Consider the following 18,151-nt stretch of genomic DNA (forward strand, 5'->3'; position numbering starts at 1 on the left):
TCTCCTCGGAACGCGTGGCGCGTCAGGTCAGGCAGGCGGCATTGATGATGCCGACGACGAGCGACGCGGTGCCCATCAGGCCGCCCATCGCGACGTTGCGATCCTCGATCGCATGATTCATGCCGGGCATCACGCGCGTCAGCACCGCGTAGGCGATCAGTTGCACGATCATCGCGCCGATGGCCCAGATCACGACTTCGCCGAGCGTCGCGTTGTGCGCGATGCTGGACGCGAGCGTCAGGCAGAAACCGATCAGTGCGCCGCCGAACGACAGCGTCGCGGCCGCGTTGCCGTCGCGGATCAGCGCCAGTTCGTCGAACGGGGTGACCTTCAGGTACACTGCCGCGAACACGAGAAGCAGCACGAACGCCGACAGTAAATGAACCGCATAAAGATAGGCACTATTCATTCTTTTCCTCGGATTTTGTGCTCGGTTCGCCGCCCCGTCGCCGGCCGGCCCGCACGGGGCCGCCAGACGAAAATCCGCGCCAGTATATCCACATTGCCGAACACTGCACAACGGATGCGCGATGCTGCATAAGCGCGCGCTCGTCCTGTCGATTCTCGTGCTCGCGTCCTGCGGGCTCGGCTACGAACTGATCAGCAGCGCGCTGTCGAGCTACCTGCTCGGCGACTCGATCCTGCAGTTCTCGTCGGTGATCGGCTGCTACCTGTTCGCGATGGGGATCGGCTCGTGGCTCGCGAAGTTCGTCGAGGACGACGACGTGCTCGACCGCTTCGTCGACATCGAGCTGCTCGTCGGCCTGCTCGGCGGCGTGTCGGCCGCGCTGCTGTTCGTCGTGTTCGCCTGGCTCGCCGCGCCGTTTCGTGCGGCGCTTTACGCACTGGTGCTCGCGCTCGGCCTGCTGATCGGGATGGAGATTCCGCTCGTGATGCGCGCGTTCCAGCAGCGACGCCAGGCGTTCCGCCATACCGTCAGCGAGGTGCTGACCTTCGACTATCTCGGCTCGCTGGCCGTGTCGCTGATCTTCCCGCTCGTGCTCGCGCCGCGTCTCGGCCTGCTGCGCACGAGCTTCCTGTTCGGGCTCCTGAACGCACTCGTCGCACTGTGGACCACGCACCTGTTCCGCGACGAGATCCGCAACGTGCGCGGCAAGCTGATGCGCGCATCGCTCGTGATCGGGCTGCTGGTCGCCGGATTCGCGCTGTCGGACCGCATCACGCACTGGGCCGAGCACGGCGTGTACGGCGACGAGACGATCTATTCGGAAACGACGCCGTACCAGCGCATCGTGCTCACGCAATGGCACGACGACATGCGGCTGTACCTGAACGGCAACCTGCAATTCTCGTCGCGCGACGAGCACCGCTATCACGAAGCGCTGATCCACCCGACGATCGAGGCGCTGCCGTGGGCGAAGCGCGTGCTCGTGCTCGGCGGCGGCGACGGCCTCGCAGTGCGCGAACTGCTCAAGCACCGCAACCTCGAACAAATCACGCTCGTCGATCTCGACCCCGCGATGACGAAGCTGTTCTCGACGTCCGTGCCGCTCGTCAAGCTGAACCAGGGCGCGCTGAAGGACCCGCGCGTGCACGTGATCAACGACGACGCGGTGCGCTGGCTCGAATCGAATGCCGACGTGTACGACGCGATCGTCGTCGATTTCCCCGATCCGACCAACTTCGGGCTCGGCCGCCTGTACTCGGTGCCGGTATTCCGGCTGCTGGCGCGCCACCTGTCGGAGAACGGCTACACGGTGATCCAGTCGACCTCGCCGTACTTCGCGCCGCACGCGTACTGGACCATCATCGCGACGCTGCACGAAGCCGGGCTCAACACGTGGCCATACCACTGCTACGTGCCATCGTTCGGCGACTGGGGCTTCGTGATCGCCGGCAAGCGCCGCGACTTCACGGTGCCGACGCATTACTCGGTGCCGACGCGCTGGCTCGATGCGCAAACGGCCACCGAGATGTTCCACTTCCCGGCCGACATGCCGGCGCTGTCGATGTCGCCGAACGAACTCAACGACCAGCCGCTCGTGCGCCGCTTCGACGACGACTGGAAGCACGTGCTGCGCTGATGGATCGCCGCACGTTCCTCGTCGCATCGGCGGCCGCGTCGCTCGCCGCATGCGGCCGCACCGGCTGGATCGAGACGACGCCGCGCGTCGACTACCCCGGCATGCGCGAAGGCCATGCGCTGCGCGACCATGCCGCGCTGCCCGCGCCGTCCGGCACGATCGAGACGGATGTCGCGATTCTCGGCGCCGGCGCGGCCGGGCTGTCGTGCGCATGGCAGCTCGCGCGCGCGGGCCATACGCGCTTCACGGTGCTCGCCGGCCCCGAATTCGGCGGCAACGCGGCCGGCGGGCGTTTCGGCGCGCTCGGCTATCCGAAGGGCGCACACTACCTGCCGCTGCCGTCGCTCGAATCCGCGCATCTGCGCGACATGCTCGCCGATCTCGGCGTGATCGAATCCGCGCCGTTCTCCGCGCGCCCCGTGTACGACGAGCGTGCACTCGTCCACGCACCGGATGAACGCCTGTTCATCGATGGACAGTGGCAGGACGGCATCGTGCCGGCCACCGGCCTCGACGCCGACGCGCTCGCGCAGCAGGCGCGCTTCTTCGCGTACACGGACGGGCTGCGCACCGCACGCGGCGCCGACGGCCGCAAGGTGTTCTGCATCCCGATCGCGGAATCGTCGCGCGACCCGCGCTGGCGCGCACTCGACCGGCGCTCGTTTCGCCAGTGGCTGCACGACGAGGGTTACACCGCGAAGGCGCTGCACTGGTATCTGAACTACTGCTGCCGCGACGATTACGGCGCCGGCTACGAGCATGTCTCCGCCTGGGCCGGCCTGCACTATTTCTCGTCACGCGGCGGCCATGCGGGCGATGCGAGCGACGGCGCGGTGCTGACCTGGCCCGACGGGCTGCACACGATGGTGACGAAGCTGAGCGAGTCGATCGCCGCGCGCACCGGCTCGAACGCGTGGTCGCGCGATGGCTTCGCGGTGCGCGCGACCGAACGCGCGGGCGGCGTCGACGTGCTGTGCGCACGCGTCGGTCACGACGGCACGCTGTCGACGTTCACGCTGAAGGCGCGCCGTGTCGTATGTGCGATGCCGCTGTTCGTCGCGGCGCGCGTATTCCCGCAACTGCTTGCCGCGTATGGCTTCGAGCCCGCGCGCGACTTGCCGCCGCGCGCGCCGTGGCTCGTGTCCAACTTCCTGCTCGACGGCATGCCGGCCGAGGAAGCGGGCGTGCCGCTCGCGTGGGACAACGTCGTCTACGACGGCGCCGGGCTCGGCTACGTCGTGTCGACGCACCAGTTGATCCGGATGTCGCCGCCGACGCGCTCGGTGTTCTCCGCCTATCAGGCATTGAGCACGCAAACGCCGGACGATACGCGCCGCTGGCTCGCGCAGGCGAAGCCCGACGCATTGCGCGAGCAGGCGGCGATCGACCTGCAGGCCGTGTACGGACGCGAGCTGTGGAAGCATGCGACCGCGCTCGAGATCACCGTCCGCGGCCACGCGATGGCCACGCCCGACGTCGGCTTCCTGAGCCGGCCGGGGCTGCTCGCGCTGCGTGATGCCGACGGCCCCGTCGTGTTCGCGCATGCCGACCTGTCCGGACTGTCGCTGTTCGAGGAAGCGTCGTACTGGGGCATGCTGGCGGCACATCGCGTGCTCGCCTGACAACCGTCGCGCGTCATTGCGGCGTCGCCGCCACCCGCTATAATCGCGCGACATTCCGACTGCATTGAGCAGGCCGACGGCGGCGCGCCGTTCGACGCGCCGTCCGCCCTCTCGACAACAACAATGACGAACCGAACCTTCCGACGCCTTCGCCCGCTCGTGCGCGCCGCCGCGCGCGTGCTCGCGTGCGCCCCGCTGCTCGGCGCGCCGCTGGCGCTGCACGCGGCCGACACCGCCGCCACGACCGTTACCGAGCCCGCGTCCGGCCGCTACATCGTCGTCGACACCGGCCATACGCCCGCGCATCCGGGCTCCACCGGCGCCAGCGGCCGCGTCGAATATCTGTACAACCTCGACCTGTCCGGCGCCGTCGCCGACAAACTCGCCGCGCACGGCGACCGCGTGCTGCGCACGTCGGCGGACGGTCGCGAGATCGCGCTCAATCAGCGCTCGACGCAGGCGCCCGACGCGAACCTGTTCGTGTCGATCCATCACGACTCGATGCAGCAGCAGTTCATCGACGCGGGCCGGCAGCGCGAATTCCGCGGCTTCTCGGTGTTCGTGTCGGAGCGCAATCCGGACTATGCGGAGAGCCTGCGTTGTGCGAAGGCGATCGCCGAGCGGCTGGTCGCGGCCGGCGAACGGCCGTCGCTGTATCACGCGCAGCCGATCCGCGGCGAGAATCGTCCGCTGATCGACCCGCAACTCGGCATCCACCGCTTCGACGATCTCGTCGTGCTGCGCACCGCGCCGATTCCGGCCGTGCTCGTCGAAGCCGGCGTGATCGTCAATCCGGACGAAGAAGCGCGGCTCGCGCGCCGCGAGACGATCCAGCGCCTGTCCGCCGCGATCGCGGGCGGCATCGACGCGTGCACGACGCCCCAATAACGACGGTCTCGCCTGTCGCGTTCAACGGTTTTCACCCAATCAGGAGCATCACCATGAAGAAAAAGAATCTGCTCGCAGCCTGCGCGTTGCTCGCGCTCGCCGTTCCGTTCGCCGCGCACGCGGCCGGCTGCGGAAAGCCGCGCAGCGCGTTCGACCAGGTCTATTGCACGAGCACGCAGTTCTCGCAGTCCGACCGCGATCTCAACGACGAATACGGCCGGTTGCGCAAGCAACTGAGCGGCGACCAGCAGGCGACGCTGAAGGCCGGCCAGCTCGCGTGGCTGAAGCAACGCGATGCGCAGTGCAGCGAAACGCGCGGCAGCAGCTACCTCGTCGACATCCAGTGCGCGAACGACATGACGCAATCGCGACTGTCGTTCCTGCGCGAGCGTGAGCGCGAATGCTCGAGCACCGGCTGCGTGACGTCGAAGCTCGGCGAATAAGGTCGCCACGCGTGCCGTGCCGCAAAGCACGTCGCGGCACGGCACGCTGCTCGAAAGGAACGACGATGCGGCATCAATTCGCCGAAGTCCTCAACGATCTGATCGACTACTTTCTCGTCGGCGATCTTCTGCTGCTGAAACGCTACAAGGACGAACACGGGCTGCCGGACGACGTCGCATCGGCGTTCACGACCGGCGACAGCGGCGACCACGCGGTGCTCGAAGGCATCGTCATTCCGCTGGCCGGCATCGAGAATCATCCATATACGGTCATCTTCACGCTGGACGACGGCACGCCCGAATTGCTGAAAGCAGGCAGTCGTCTGCAGCATCGGTGCGGTGGATACGTATTGCGCGTCGCGCATCGTGCGGTGATGCTCTACACGTGGCGCATTCTCGAACGCTTCACCGACGACACGGTGAATGCGCTGCTTGCGCGCTATCGCGAACCAGGCAGGCCCGTCATTGAAATCGACAACGGCTGGTACGACGTCGAGATCCTCGGCGGAGAAATCGCACGCGACGGCTGGTTCGAACCCGCGTTCGAGTTCGTGCTGAAGAAAACCGACGCACCGGGCAACGCATCACACGTGGACATCCACTACCGTTTCGCCATCGACGCCAGCCTGGATCCGGCGACGTGAATCCGGCAGGCGGCAGCGCGGCGACCGGCAACCGGCCACACGGAGGGCGCATGCCATCGAATACGACGACGATCGACATCCGCGCGGCCACCACCGCCGATGCACCGGCCATCGCCGGCATCCACGTCGCGTCGTGGCAAGCGACCTACACGGACATCATGCCGGCCCCGTTCCTCGCCGGCCTGTCGGTCGAAAAGCGCACGGCCGCGTGGCGCGCGGTACTCGACGCGGGCCGGCCATGCGTCGCGCTCGCGTTCGCGAACCGCGCACCGACCGGCTGGATCGCGTACGGCCCGACGCGCGACGCCGACAAGGACCGGGCGTGGGGCGAAATCGAAGCGATCTATCTGCATCCTGCGCATTGCGGGCAAGGGATCGGTGCGCGGCTGGTCGACCATGCATGCCGGGCGCTGCACGACGCGGGTCATGCATGGGTGTCGCTGTGGGTGCTGGTCAAAAACCGTCGGGCAAGAGCATTCTACGAACGCGAAGGTTTCGTCGCCGAAGCCGACATCAAGACCTTCGAGATCGACGGTACGCCGATCGAGGAAGTGCGCTACTGGCGCGCCCTACCAAAGCGGTCGCGATGACGGCAGCGCCTCCTCCGTCGCCAATCGTTCCTGCATCAGCTGCAGCAGCGCGCGAATCTTCGCGTTGACCGAATTCCGGCTCGCGTAAGCGGCATGCAGCTGCAGCGGCGCCGGCGCCATCTCCAGCGGCACGCGCACCAGCCGCCCTTCGGCAAGCTCCACCGCGCACGCGCGTTCGACCAGAATCGCGAAGCCGATCCCGTTCACCGCCGCGAGGCCCGCCATCTCGCCGCTATTGACGCGATACCGGCTCGCCACCGGAATCTTGTGAATCCGTCCGTCGCGATCGGCGAACTGCCACGGCTGCCCTTTCAGCGTGCTCAACGTCGTGATGCACGGCAACTGCCGGAGCTGCTCCGTCAGGCCAGGCATCCCGACCCGCGCGACCAGTGACGGCGCGGCCACGACGACGCTCGGCAAACTCGCGAGCGGCCTGACGACGAACGCGCTGTCGTCCAGCTTGCCGCGATTGACGATGATCGACAGGTCGATATCGTCGCGCAGCGTCGACATGCCCGCGAGGCTGGTGTCGCAGTCGATCTCGACACGTGGATGGCGGCTCGCGAATTCCGCGACGATCGGCCCCAGCATGCGCGGCCCGATTTCGCCCGGGACGCAAAGCTTCAACACGCCGCGCAATTCCGTTTGCTGCGACGTCAGCTCGCATTCGGCCTGCGTCAGCGCGTCGAGCATCGGCCGCGCACGCTCGTGCAGCAACCGCCCGGCCTCGGTCATCCGCAGGTGCCGCGTGCTGCGCTCGAGCAAACGTACGCCGAGCCGCGACTCCAGTTGCGCCACATGACGGCTCACGTTGGAACCCGGCAGCGCGAGCATGCGCGCGGCGCCGGCAAAGCTGCCTTCATCGACGACCGTCACGAACACACGCACCGCATTCAGATCCAGCTTGCTACGCATCATTATCCCGTTTTAGGTATCAAAGCCTGCCGATTTCGATGACTTATCCCGCCAGAAACCATAATTTACGATGCTTATCCCGTCAATGCGACGCCCGGGCACGCACCCGCGGCCAGCGAGCGTTCGCACGACACAGGCAAGGAGCGTCATGAACATTGCAATCCTGGGCGCCGGCGTGGCCGGCATGAGCACCGCACTCGCGCTCGCCGGGCGCGGCCACGAGATCCGGCTGTACGAACGCAGGCCGGCGGAATCGACGATGGGCGCAGGCGTGGTGCTGTGGCCGAATGCCGGCTTCGTCCTCACCCAGCTCGGCCTGCTGCCGGACATCGTCGAGGCCGGCGGCCGCCTGCATGCGATGCGGCGCATCGACCGGCACGGCACCCTGCTCAAGGCCACCGAGATCGGCGCGCTCGACCGCCGCATGGGCTTCCCGACGGTGTCGATCCTGCGGCGCGACCTGCAGGCCGTGCTGACCCGGCACCTCGCCGCGCGCGGCATCGAGGTCCGCTTCGGCCACGGCGCAACGGCCATCGATACCGGCGCGGACGGTCGCGCCGTCGTTCGCTTCGACAACGGCACGACGATCGCCCCCGATCTCGTGATCGGCGCGGACGGCCGCATGAACTCCGTCGCGCGACGTCATGTGGTCGGCGACAACACCCCCGTCTATCAGGGCTTCGTCAACTGGATCGGCGTCGCGCAAAGCAATGCGCCGCTGGTCGACGAAGTGTCGATATTCGATTACTGGGGCACGCGCGAACGCTTCGGCATCGTCGCGCTGGACCGGCATCGCGTGTACTGGGCGGCGGCATGGCCGGAAGCCGACAGGTGCGATACGGCGGAAGACGATCCGCGCGGGATGCTGGAACGGCGCTTCGCGCCGTGGCCGGCGCCCGTCACGGACGTGATACGTGCGACGCCAGCGGACACGCTCACGAAGATCCGCGTGCACGATCTGGACCCGGTCGACGCATGGCACCGCGGCAACGTACTGCTGATCGGCGACGCCGCGCACGCGCCGCTCCCGACCTCCGGACAAGGCGCCTGCCAGGCGCTCGAAGATGCGTGGCATCTTGCCCGGTGCCTCGACAAATACGATTCAGCCAACGGCGGCGATCTCGATGCGGCGCTTACGGCGTTCACGCTGCGGCGCAGCGGGAAAACCGCCGCGATCACCGAGCGTGCGCGTGAATTCGCGCACCTGTTATTCAGCGACGACGTAAGCGACAGCGCTCGACAACGGATCGATCCGGTCGCCGAAATCGAAGCGCTGACGAACGCGTGGGGCGCGCACCTGCCGATGGAACAGGCGCGCGGACGATAAGCCGTGCGGACGGCGGCATCGGCTCACAGAAACCACCGATACTCCCGCGCGCCGATCTCGTTGCGGAAATCCAGCTCCTCCTGCCGCTTGTTCTCGCAATACACCATCACGAACTCGCTGCCGAGCCCGTCGCGCACGGCCGGATGATCCTGCATCGCGGCGACCGACGACAGCATCTCCTTCGGAAAGTCGATCCCGCTGCCGCGATCCTCATTGAGCGGCGCGATCGGCTCGAGGCGCGCATCGAGCCCGTGCTCCATCCCGCTGAGGATCGCCGCGAGCACCAGGTACGGGTTCGCATCCGCACTCGCGAGCCGGTGCTCGATCCGCAGGTTGCGGGCGTCCGACTCGGGAATGCGGATGCACGCGTCGCGATCCTCGAAACCCCAGCTCGCGCGGCTCGCCGCGTTCACCATCGACCCGTAGCGGCGGAATGCATTGTGATTCGGCGCGAACACGGGCATGCAATGCGGCAGCAGCGCGAGGCAGCCGGCCACCGCGTGACGCAACGGCCGCTGCCCGTCCGCCGCAAGCAGGTTGCGCCCCGCGTCGTCATACAGGCTCACGTGCACGTGCATGCCGCTGCCCGGCGCATGCAAATACGGCTTGCCCATGAAACTCGCGCGATAGCCATGCCGCAACGCGACGCCGCGCGTGCTGCGACAGAACAGCGCCGACCAGTCGGCCGCGCGCAGCGCGTCGTCGGTATGCCCGAAATTGATCTCGAACTGGCCGGGCCCGAGCTCCGCGGTGATCACCGTTGCATCGACGCCTTGCTCGCACGCGGCTTCGACCATCTCGTGCAGCACGTCGGAGAAGCGCGACAGGCGCTCGATATGCATGTTCGGCTGATCGTCGCGGTCGTCGCTCAGGCGGTCGCGCGGATACTGCGGCATCCCGTCCGCGAGCTGCGCGGCGAACAGGTAGAACTCGAGCTCGAATGCGACGACCGGCCGGATGCCGCGCGCCGCGAAGCGCCGCAGCACGCGTGCGAGCACCTCGCGCGGCTCGAATTCGATCGGGGAATCGGTGCCATCGGAACTGATTAGCATCTGCGCGAGCGGTTGCCGCTCCCAGCGCACGGGCTTCAGCGTGCCGGGGATCAGGCGGCGCGGCGCATCGGGATCGCCGTCGTTGAAGCAGTAGTCGCCGATCTTGTAGAGGCCGCCCTGCGTGCCGAGCAGCACGCAGTTCTGCGGCAGCTTCAGCAGCGAGCCCGATGCGACTTTCTCGAGCGCATCGATCGGATAGCGCTTGCCGTAGAAGTGCCCGGGCAGGTCGAGGCAGATCAGGTCGACATAACGGATCTCGGGGTGCGCCTGCCGGAATGCGCGGACTTCACTGACCAGCGCGGGAACGACGTCAGCCATGTCTCATCCTTTCCATGTCTTGTATGGCGGTGCCGCAACGCGGCGAACCGGATTCGGGCGGCGCACGGCGCAACGCACGCCGCATGTCGATCAGTACTGCAAACAGGCTGCGCGGCGGGGCCGCCTCCAACACCGCCCGCCCCGCCGACCACTCAGGTGAATACCCAGATCACGCGCGTCGGCGCGTCGGTCAGGTTCGCGTAGCGGAAGCGCTTGTGCGCGGGCAGCTGGAACGCATCGTTCGGGCCGAGCGTGACCGGCGTGTCGTCGCCGTCGATCCAGATCGTCAGTTCTCCTTCGAGCACGAAGCCGCCCTGCTCGTCGCTGTCGTCGACCGGCCGCTCGCCGCTGCTCGCGCCGGGCCCGAGATGGCTTTCGAGGATCGAGAAACGCGACCGCATGTTCGGCGACACGAGGATGTCGGTAATACCGGCCGCGTAATACACGGTGCGGCGTTCGTCGGGCCGCGTGACCCACGGCACGCTGCGCGGCTTGCTCAGGCTGTAGAAATAGGTGGTCGGCACGCCGAGCGCCTCGCCGATCGCGGTGAGATCCGCGACCGTCGGACGCGACAGCCCGCGCTCGACCTGCGACAGAAAGCCGACCGAGCGGCCGATCCGTTCGGCGAGATCGTTCAGCGTGACCTTGCGATGCTTGCGCAGGTCGCGGATCAGGATCGCCAGACTTTCTATCTCTTCCTGTTCGTTCATGATGGATTCCGGTGCAATCAAACGGTATCGCGCAAACGGTACCAGGCCTTGCCGATCGCTTCGAGCGGCGCGGCCAGCCGGCCGCCGCCGGGAAAGCGCGGGTTGCGGATGCGCTGGTACTGCGCGAGCAGACGGGTGTCGCCGAGCACGGCGTCGGCCACCGCGCGCGCGCCGGCGAGCGTCGGCAGCACGCCGTGCCCCGAAAAACCCTGCAGCCAGAAGCGCTGCCCGTGGCGGCCGATGTCCGGCGTGCGGCGCATGCTGATGTCGATGTGACCGCCCCACGCGTAGTCGAGCGGCACGCCGGCCAGGTGCGGAAACACGCGCTCGAGGTGCGGGCGCGTCGCCGCCGCGATATCGGCCGGGATGCCGCCGAGATACGTGCAGCCGCCGCCGAACAGCAGCCGGTTGTCGGGGCTCAGGCGGAAGTAGTCGGGCACGAACTGGTTGTCGATCACGCAACTGTTGCGCGGCAGCAGCGCACGCGCGACGTCGGGTGCGAGCGGCGCCGTTGCGACCTGATACGTGCCGACCGGCAGCAGCCGGCGCGCGAGATCGCGGTCGAGGCGGTCGACGTACGCATTGCAGGCGAGCACCAGCACGTCCGCGCGCACTTCGCCACGCGTCGTGCGGGCGACGTGGCCGCCGGCCGTCTCGCGGCAGTCGAGCACGCGGCTCTGTTCGAAGATGCGGCCACCCGCGCGCTCGATCGTCTGCGCGAGGCCGAGCGCGAGCTTCAGCGGGTTCAGGTGGCCGGCCTCCGGATCGTGAAGCGCGGCCAGATAGCGCGTGCCGCCGATCCATTCAGGCATCTCGTCGCGCCCGATCACGCGCAACCGATCGTAGCCCCAGCGCTCGGCCGCCTCGTCGCGCGCCTGCGCCAGCATCGCGACGCGCCGCGGCCGCACCGCGGCCCACAGGCTGCCGGGCCGGTAGTCGATGTCGAACCCGTGCCGCGCCGGCAGTTCGCGCACCTCGGCCGCCGCCCAGCGCATGCTGTTCCACAGCAGCCGCGCGCCGTCGCGGCCGAGCGCATCCTCGAGGGGCTGCATGTCGCACGACCAGCCGAGCAGCGCCTGTCCGCCGTTGCGGCCCGATGCGGCCCACGCGACGCGGCTCGCTTCCAGCATGACGACGCGCTTGCCGGCAAGCGCGAGCCGCAGCGCCGTATGCAGCCCGCTGAAACCCGCGCCAACGACCAGCACGTCGGCGTCGACGCGTTCGTCCAGCATCGGACGATGCGGGATCGGCGCCGGGTAGGTGCCCGCGTAGTAGCTTGCGACGTGACGGTCGGACTGCACGAACATGCGGACTCCCGTGAAAATTACGCCTAGAAATTTCATGAAAAACTAGCATGACAATTTCACGAGAGCAAGCGTGAGACCGACGGTCTATTAGTCCGACCCGACTGTCGAGATGCGTCCAACTTGGAATTTTTTCGTTCAAGTTGAAACCGACCCTAGCCTGGGTCCACAAGACTGTCCCGTTTGGAAGTGGAAAATTCCGGCATGACGTTGTCATCGAGACCAGGAGAGCATGCCGGCACGCCGGCATGGGCGCTGCAACCTAGGAGACCAGGTCGTGGCAGGTATGAAGAAAGACGCGACATCTTCATCACCGATAAGATGCAACAGTTGCTTTGCTCTCGACAGCCCGACGTAACGCAGTTGCGATTCCCCGTGGGTCCGTTAATGCCGCGAGCTTCGTGTGTAGCGTCCTAGGCCTTCAATCAGCGGCGAACCACGTTGAAAACTCACTCAGACACCCGTGGTTAGCAGACTGCTTCGGCAAGCTCGACGTTCTTCGAGCTTGCCCAAAACCTCCACAGTGCCTTGCCTCGCGAATTTCTGACCTACACCATCGGCAACTGCCGCACCGACTTGCCGGTGAGTTGCGCGACGGCGTGCGCCACGGCTGGCGCGACCGGAGGCACGGCAATTTCACCGACCCCGGTCGGTTCGGCCGTGCTCGGCACGACGTGGATTTCGATCGCTGGCGCCTCCGCCATCTTCAAGACCGGATAGTCGGGGAAGTTGGATTGAATGACCCGTCCGTCCTTGATCTGAATCTGGCCGTACAACGCAGCGCTCAGCCCGAAGATGATCCCGCCTTCCATCTGCTGCGCGACGATGCCGGGGTTGACCACCGTTCCACAGTCCGCCACGCAGACGACGCGATGCACACGTGGCTTGCCATCCTTGAGCGACACCTCCACCACCTGTGCCACCACGGAGCCGAATGCGTTGTGCAGCGCCAGCCCGCGCGCACGCGGTGCGCCATCGGCGGCGGGCGCGAGCGGCTGGCCCCAGCCTGCCGTCTGCGCCGCGATGTCGAGCACCTTCCGCTCACGCGGATGCGCTTTGAGCAAGTCTCGCCGCATCGCCAGCGGATCGAGCTTGGCGGCGGCAGCCACATCGTTCAGGAAACTTTCGAGGAAGAACCCCGTGTACGAGTGGCCGACGCTGCGCCAGAACCCGATGGGTACCGGTAAGTCGACCACCAGATGCGCAATGTGTTCGTGCTCGATCTCATACGGTTGGTCGAACAAACCTTCGGCCGTATAGCGGTCAATGTCGAGCGACGGCGCACCGAACAGGCGCTCCAACTCGCCTGCCAGGATCGACTGGCCCGCACTGCGCGAGGCGATGGCCGTCACCCTGCCGTTCTCGACGCGAGCCTTCAGCCGTGCGATGGCCTGGGGGCGGTAGAAGTCGTGCTTGATGTCATCTTCGCGCGACCAGATCACCTGCACCGGGCGGCCTTCCGTCCTGGCGGCGATCGTCACCGCCTGCCCGACAAAGTCCGACTCCAACCGTCGCCCGAAGCCGCCTCCGATGAGCGGGATTTCGATGTGTACCTGGTCGCGGCTCACGCCTGCCGCGCGGGCTGCGACCAGTTGGGCCAGCGTGGCGACCTGCGTGGGTGCCCAAAGCTGCACTCGATTCTTGGTCACCTGCGCCGTGCAGTTGATAGGCTCCATCGTGGCATGCGCAAGATACGGCGCACTGTATTCGGCCTCGACAATGGTCGCACCCTGTGCATTCTCAAAGGCCTTCAGCCCATCACCCGTCGAACGGTAGGTGAAGCTCCCCTTGTCGCTGTTCAGCGCGCCGACGAGTTGTTGATGGATGTCAGCCGAATCCAGGGTGGCATGTGGGCCATTGTCCCACTCGGGTTCGAGTGCCCCAAGGGCTTGGCGTGCCTGCCAGTAATGGTCTGCCACCACGGCGACGCCCGGAGCGCCGCCCGTCGAGCCGTCGAACGGCACGACATACCGCACGCCGGGCATCACAAGGGCCGCTTTCGCGTTGAAGGTCTTGAGCTTGCCGCCCAATACCGGGCACATAACGACAGCGGCATACAGCATGCCGGGCGGCCTCACGTCGATGGCGAAGCGCGCGCTGCCATCGGTCTTGGCGGCGATGTCGTTGCGCGGCGCAGGCTTGCCCACCAGTTGATATTGCGAAGCGGGCTTGAGCGTGACATTGGACGGCGGAGCAATCTCGCGTGCCTTCTGCGCGACCGCGCTGAAAGGCATCTGCTTTCCGCCCGGCCCGATGAGTTGCCCTTCCCGCACCGTCACCAGCGTCGACTGCACGCCCCATTCGCGCGCGGCTGCCTCCACCAGCGTGGCGCGCGCGGTTGCGGCGGCCTCGCGCACGGGTTGCCGCCCGTCGGCCATGCTGCTGCTGCCGCCGGTGATGATGAGACCGATTTCGCGCGCGCTCTTGGCCATGATCCAATGCAGTGCGCGCGCCCAGAGCTTGTCCGCGTCGTCCGGATGCAGCGGCAGCGAGCTGTCGCCCATTGCGACGACATTACCGTAGATGCGTTCGATCGGCGATGACTCGATGCTCACCCGCGTCAGCGGAATATCCAGTTCCTCCGCGGCCAACATCGACAGCCCAGTGTGGATTCCCTGCCCCATCTCGACACGCGGCATGGCCAGGATCGCATTGCCTTCCGAGGTGATCTTGATCCAGCCATTCAGGGCAATCTGACCGGACGTTTCGGGAAACACCGCGGGATCACCGAGCCGGCTGCGTGGAGGCATCACGCCCCAGCCCACCACCAGCGCACCGCCAAGGCCAACCGCCCCCAGCAGAAATCGGCGCCGCCCAGGGCGTGCAATCCTGGTGTCGGCGCTCATGCGTGGCCGTCCCGCAGCACTTTCGCCGCACGCTTGATCGCTATGCGCACGCGCGGATAGGTCCCGCAACGGCACAGGTTGGTGATCGCAGTGTCGATATCGGCGTCACTCGGATCGGGCTGTCTCGTCAACAGATCTGCCGCCGCCATCAGCATGCCGGACTGGCAATAGCCGCACTGAGGTACCTGTTCGTCGACCCACGCCTGCTGTAACGCATGGCGTTTCTCCGGCGATTCCGCCAGCCCTTCGATCGTGGTGATACGCTTGCCGGCGACCGCTGCCACGGGCAGGACACAAGATCGTACCGCCGTACCATCCAGATGCACGGTACACGCGCCGCAGGCAGCGACGCCGCAGCCGAATTTCGTGCCCGTCAGGTTCAGGTGGTCACGCAGAACCCACAGCAACGGGGTAGCCGGGTCGCAGTCGACGTTGACCCGTTGGTGGTTGACGTCAAGATCCATGTATCGCTTCCTTGCCTCGTATCACAATGGCCCAGCCTACTACCCGCACCTTAAGGTCAAACCAAACTTTAATGTCAAGCGCCCGGACGCAAATAACTTTTGGTTGGTCGCACGGTGACCGGCCAGAATACGCAATCCACAAGGACGCCAGCCGAGCAGACTGCGGCTCCTGATAACGGCAGACCCAGGCGGGCACCGCGTACTCCGGAAGGCGACTGTTGCCGTCCAGTGCCCGTCCATCGACCGCATTGCAGTTTGCACCGACGCTATCTGAATCGCACTTCCGCGTCGGCGCCTACGCATGATCGCCTTCATCGGTGCGTTCATCGTCATTTCGTCCGTGATGAACGACCTGGTGTGACGTCGCGGAACGAAGCTCCCTGGACTCCTCAGCTCGCCCTCGACCGATAACGTGCACGTGAGAGTCACATGCTTGCATCGATACCGCCGAATGATGTGGTCAGCGCGAAGCACTGCTCAGAAGGAACGCAAAAAAAGCTTGACCATAGACTTAACTTGAAGGTTATGGTTTGCCATGGCATGCGCTTCGAGCCCATGGTCACGCTTGTGGCATCAGGCAAAGGGCGACATGTCCGCGGCTATCGCCTGTGACCGATGAAGGGGAGACTCACCATGACCAAACGCATACTTCACGTTGTCAGCAATGTCGCCAACTACGCGGATCAATCCGAGCCGACCGGCCTGTGGTTGTCGGAACTGACCCATGCGTGGCACGTCTTCGCCGAACACGGGTACGACCAGCGTCTCGTCAGCCCCAGGGGTGGCGAGTCCCCGCTGGAACCTCGCTCGCTGAAATGGCCGCTCGCCGACGCCTCGGTAAAGGAGTGGCTGAACGACAAGGACCGCCAGAAGCTTTTGGCGACGACGGCAAGCCCCGATCAGATCGATCCGGCGGATTTCGATGCGATCTATTTCACGGGCGGGCACGCCGTCATGTGGGACTTTCCCGACGATGCCGGACTTCAACGGCTCACGCGAGACATCTACGAGCGCGGCGGTATCGTGTCGTCCGTATGCCATGGCTACTGCGGCTTGCTGAATACGAGACTCGCCAACGGCACACTGCTCGTCGCCGGCCGCCGCCTCACCGGCTACTCGTGGGTGGAGGAGGTGCTTGCGGGCGTCGCGAAGAAAGTGCCCTACAACGCCGAGGAAGAGATGGTGAGGCGCGGTGCACTTTACGAAAAAGCGTTGCTGCCGTTCACGTCGAAAGTCGTTACAGATGGCCGCTTGGTAACAGGGCAGAATCCCCAATCGGCAAAAGCAACGGCCGAGCAGGTCGCGGCTCTCCTGTAACGGCAGGCAGCCCGGGACGCCAGCGGACATCCTCGCCTAGCCTTTTCCGGACGGTCGGCGGCGTCCGGCCTTGCCGGCGCCCTTCGTTCGGGCCGCACCGTCCAGTTCCCTCGACTGCATCTGCGACAACAGGCGCGTTGCATTGGCGCTGCAATCGATCTCGTCGGGCTTGGCCTCGATCTCGGCCATCAACGACACGAGATGCACCTTGTTCTGCGCCAGCTTCACCTGCATGGTCTCGATATCCCGCACCTTATGACGGAGCGCCTCGAGCAGCGCACCGCGCTGCCACTGCACGAGGTCGGGCGGCAACAACATGCGGATCTCGTCCAGGCTGAAGCCGGCCTTTTGTGCTGCCGTGACCAGACCGAGCACGACCACAGCGTCCGGCGAATAGATCCGATAGCCGTTGGGTTGCCGCTCGACGGCCATCAACAGGCCGATGCGTTCATAGAAGCGGATGCGCGACGGCGTCAGGCCAGTACGCTCCGCCAGATCCCCTATCTTCATGTCTTGGGTGCGAAAGTGCCCAGACGGGTGGGCATGTTCAGGACCAGTTGCGCGTCCTTGACGACGTCCATACGAAGCACGGTGGACGCTCCGAGTCCGTCAAGCAGCTGACTCAACGGCCCGCCGTGCCGCGACAGTTCGACGTCGCGCGGAAAGAGTCGCTGCGCGAACGACAGCATGTTGGTCTGCACCAGTGTCTGGTGCCACTCGCCATCGATCCGGTTGATCATGGTTGCCGTCGCCATATGCGACTGCGACGGGACATTGCGCAACTCGGGAAGCGGCGCACGCAAGGTCAGGTCCGGCTTGCCGCCGGGACCGGCGATGCTGGCTTTTACGTCGGCGCCGATGTGCACGCCGATTTCCGTGCGCCATTTTGGCAACTGATATCCATACAGTCCGCGCACCCGCGCGATTTCCGTGGTCACCGGCAGCGCAAGAACATGCGCGTGGAAGCTGCGGCGTCGCATGGAAGCGAGCAGTTCCGGCGCATGGGGCCCCCGCGCCCCCGGCCGGCGGATCACCACCGCTACGGAAACTTCGTCGTAGGGATCGTTATCGCAAACGGAATACGAGAAGAAGGTCAACGCCACGAGTCCATGGCCCGGATAGGCGCGCAGTGGCTCGAGAGGCGTCGGCAACATTGCACGCAATCGATCGGCAGGCGCCAGGAACAGCAGCTGAACGTTACTTGAGCGGTAGTAGAAGTTCGGCGCCCACGTCGGACCAACCGTGGATGTGACGAGCCGCTTCGGGATCCTGCGAAAAAAATCGATGTTTCCTGCGGCAGGGTCTCTCGCCACCTCGTCGAGATCCGGGTTCATCCGGTAACGGTCATAGTAGCCGCCGGCAGGCACCTCGACCTTGTGCTCGCCAAACTCGACCTGAATGAACCGCTTATCCATATTCGTTGACCTTTCTCGGTGATTGAACCGGCAGGCGAGCCTGAAGAGGCATACCGATTAACAGCCGGCAACAATCACTCTAAGATTGAATATGACTTTAAGGTCAAGTACTTCGCAACGAATCGGAATGAATCGATATGCTTGGTCTACGCCGCAGCCGCTGGCTTATGCGAATCCCGAACCGAACGGACGACGGGGACCTCCGGCTGCGGCGTTTGGTCAGTCACTGACGGATCCGGAACGGATATCCC

Annotated in this window: 17 protein-coding genes; 8 read left to right on the top strand and 9 right to left on the bottom strand. The window is 65.9% G+C overall.

Translation table 11 applies throughout. The features are described from left to right. Positions 1-22 precede the first annotated feature (22 nt). Entirely contained in the window at positions 23-409 is a 387-nt protein-coding gene (locus H0X95_RS25575) for a DUF350 domain-containing protein (RefSeq protein ID WP_006490342.1), read from the bottom strand. Positions 410-530: 121 nt separating this feature from the next. On the opposite strand from H0X95_RS25575, the gene H0X95_RS25580 reads away from it, so the two are divergent. From H0X95_RS25580 to H0X95_RS25605, 6 genes are all read left to right on the top strand, one after another. Then, positions 531-2,045 carry a polyamine aminopropyltransferase gene (locus tag H0X95_RS25580; RefSeq protein ID WP_048992739.1) on the top strand — a complete coding sequence of 505 codons (1,515 nt, stop codon included), beginning with the start codon at positions 531-533 and terminating at the stop codon, positions 2,043-2,045. Beyond that, a complete protein-coding gene (locus H0X95_RS25585) occupies positions 2,045-3,667 on the top strand; it encodes an NAD(P)/FAD-dependent oxidoreductase (RefSeq protein ID WP_196446266.1) in 1,623 nt (540 codons plus the stop codon). The genes H0X95_RS25580 and H0X95_RS25585 overlap by 1 nt, the downstream gene beginning before the upstream one ends. Before the next feature lie 123 nt (positions 3,668-3,790). Continuing rightward, positions 3,791-4,555, top strand: coding sequence for an N-acetylmuramoyl-L-alanine amidase family protein (locus H0X95_RS25590; protein ID WP_196446267.1), 765 nt, complete (start codon positions 3,791-3,793; stop codon positions 4,553-4,555). A gap of 53 nt (positions 4,556-4,608) precedes the next feature. Continuing rightward, positions 4,609-4,998, top strand: coding sequence for a lysozyme inhibitor LprI family protein (locus H0X95_RS25595; protein WP_006490376.1), 390 nt, complete (start codon positions 4,609-4,611; stop codon positions 4,996-4,998). A 65-nt stretch (positions 4,999-5,063) separates the two neighbouring features. Continuing rightward, a complete protein-coding gene (locus H0X95_RS25600) occupies positions 5,064-5,642 on the top strand; it encodes a hypothetical protein (RefSeq protein ID WP_125332638.1) in 579 nt (192 codons plus the stop codon). A gap of 50 nt (positions 5,643-5,692) precedes the next feature. Further along, the gene (locus H0X95_RS25605; protein ID WP_196446268.1) at positions 5,693-6,232 is read left to right on the top strand and encodes a GNAT family N-acetyltransferase; all 540 of its coding nucleotides are present in this window, start codon (positions 5,693-5,695) and stop codon (positions 6,230-6,232) included. Here the strand turns inward: H0X95_RS25605 and H0X95_RS25610 are convergent. Beyond that, the gene (locus H0X95_RS25610; protein WP_125331666.1) at positions 6,212-7,147 is read right to left on the bottom strand and encodes a LysR family transcriptional regulator; all 936 of its coding nucleotides are present in this window, start codon (positions 7,145-7,147) and stop codon (positions 6,212-6,214) included. The genes H0X95_RS25605 and H0X95_RS25610 overlap by 21 nt on opposite strands. Positions 7,148-7,295: 148 nt before the next feature. Here H0X95_RS25610 and H0X95_RS25615 point away from each other — a divergent pair, with 148 nt between their 5' ends. Then, complete coding sequence (locus tag H0X95_RS25615; protein ID WP_125331664.1) at positions 7,296-8,474, top strand: FAD-dependent oxidoreductase; 1,179 nt, start codon at positions 7,296-7,298, stop codon at positions 8,472-8,474. Positions 8,475-8,497: 23 nt separating this feature from the next. Here H0X95_RS25615 and H0X95_RS25620 read toward each other — a convergent pair whose 3' ends face one another. From H0X95_RS25620 to H0X95_RS25640, 5 genes are all read right to left on the bottom strand, one after another. Continuing rightward, positions 8,498-9,844 carry a glutamine synthetase family protein gene (locus tag H0X95_RS25620; protein ID WP_006490374.1) on the bottom strand — a complete coding sequence of 449 codons (1,347 nt, stop codon included), beginning with the start codon at positions 9,842-9,844 and terminating at the stop codon, positions 8,498-8,500. A gap of 152 nt (positions 9,845-9,996) precedes the next feature. Further along, a complete protein-coding gene (locus H0X95_RS25625; protein ID WP_006490367.1) occupies positions 9,997-10,554 on the bottom strand; it encodes a helix-turn-helix domain-containing protein in 558 nt (185 codons plus the stop codon). A 17-nt stretch (positions 10,555-10,571) separates the two neighbouring features. Next, positions 10,572-11,861: an NAD(P)/FAD-dependent oxidoreductase gene (locus tag H0X95_RS25630; RefSeq protein ID WP_125331662.1), complete on the bottom strand. Its 1,290-nt coding sequence runs from the start codon at positions 11,859-11,861 to the stop codon at positions 10,572-10,574. Positions 11,862-12,406: 545 nt separating this feature from the next. After that, the gene (locus H0X95_RS25635; RefSeq protein WP_196446269.1) at positions 12,407-14,704 is read right to left on the bottom strand and encodes a xanthine dehydrogenase family protein molybdopterin-binding subunit; all 2,298 of its coding nucleotides are present in this window, start codon (positions 14,702-14,704) and stop codon (positions 12,407-12,409) included. Further along, positions 14,701-15,168 (bottom strand): (2Fe-2S)-binding protein, encoded by a 468-nt coding sequence (locus tag H0X95_RS25640; RefSeq protein ID WP_048989390.1) that lies wholly within the window; start codon positions 15,166-15,168, stop codon positions 14,701-14,703. Before H0X95_RS25640 ends, H0X95_RS25635 begins: the two co-directional genes overlap by 4 nt. A 633-nt stretch (positions 15,169-15,801) precedes the next feature. On the opposite strand from H0X95_RS25640, the gene H0X95_RS25645 reads away from it, so the two are divergent. Then, complete coding sequence (locus tag H0X95_RS25645) at positions 15,802-16,485, top strand: type 1 glutamine amidotransferase domain-containing protein (RefSeq protein ID WP_006490335.1); 684 nt, start codon at positions 15,802-15,804, stop codon at positions 16,483-16,485. 36 nt (positions 16,486-16,521) lie between these two features. On the opposite strand, the gene H0X95_RS25650 is transcribed toward H0X95_RS25645, so the two are convergent. Beyond that, positions 16,522-16,995 (bottom strand): MerR family transcriptional regulator, encoded by a 474-nt coding sequence (locus H0X95_RS25650; protein WP_124675267.1) that lies wholly within the window; start codon positions 16,993-16,995, stop codon positions 16,522-16,524. Continuing rightward, positions 16,992-17,900 carry an acetoacetate decarboxylase family protein gene (locus H0X95_RS25655; protein ID WP_124675268.1) on the bottom strand — a complete coding sequence of 303 codons (909 nt, stop codon included), beginning with the start codon at positions 17,898-17,900 and terminating at the stop codon, positions 16,992-16,994. The genes H0X95_RS25650 and H0X95_RS25655 overlap by 4 nt, the downstream gene beginning before the upstream one ends. Positions 17,901-18,151 lie beyond the last annotated feature (251 nt).

The organism is Burkholderia sp. 9779_493, assembly GCF_015712215.1.
GTDB classification, from domain to species: domain Bacteria; phylum Pseudomonadota; class Gammaproteobacteria; order Burkholderiales; family Burkholderiaceae; genus Burkholderia; species Burkholderia cenocepacia.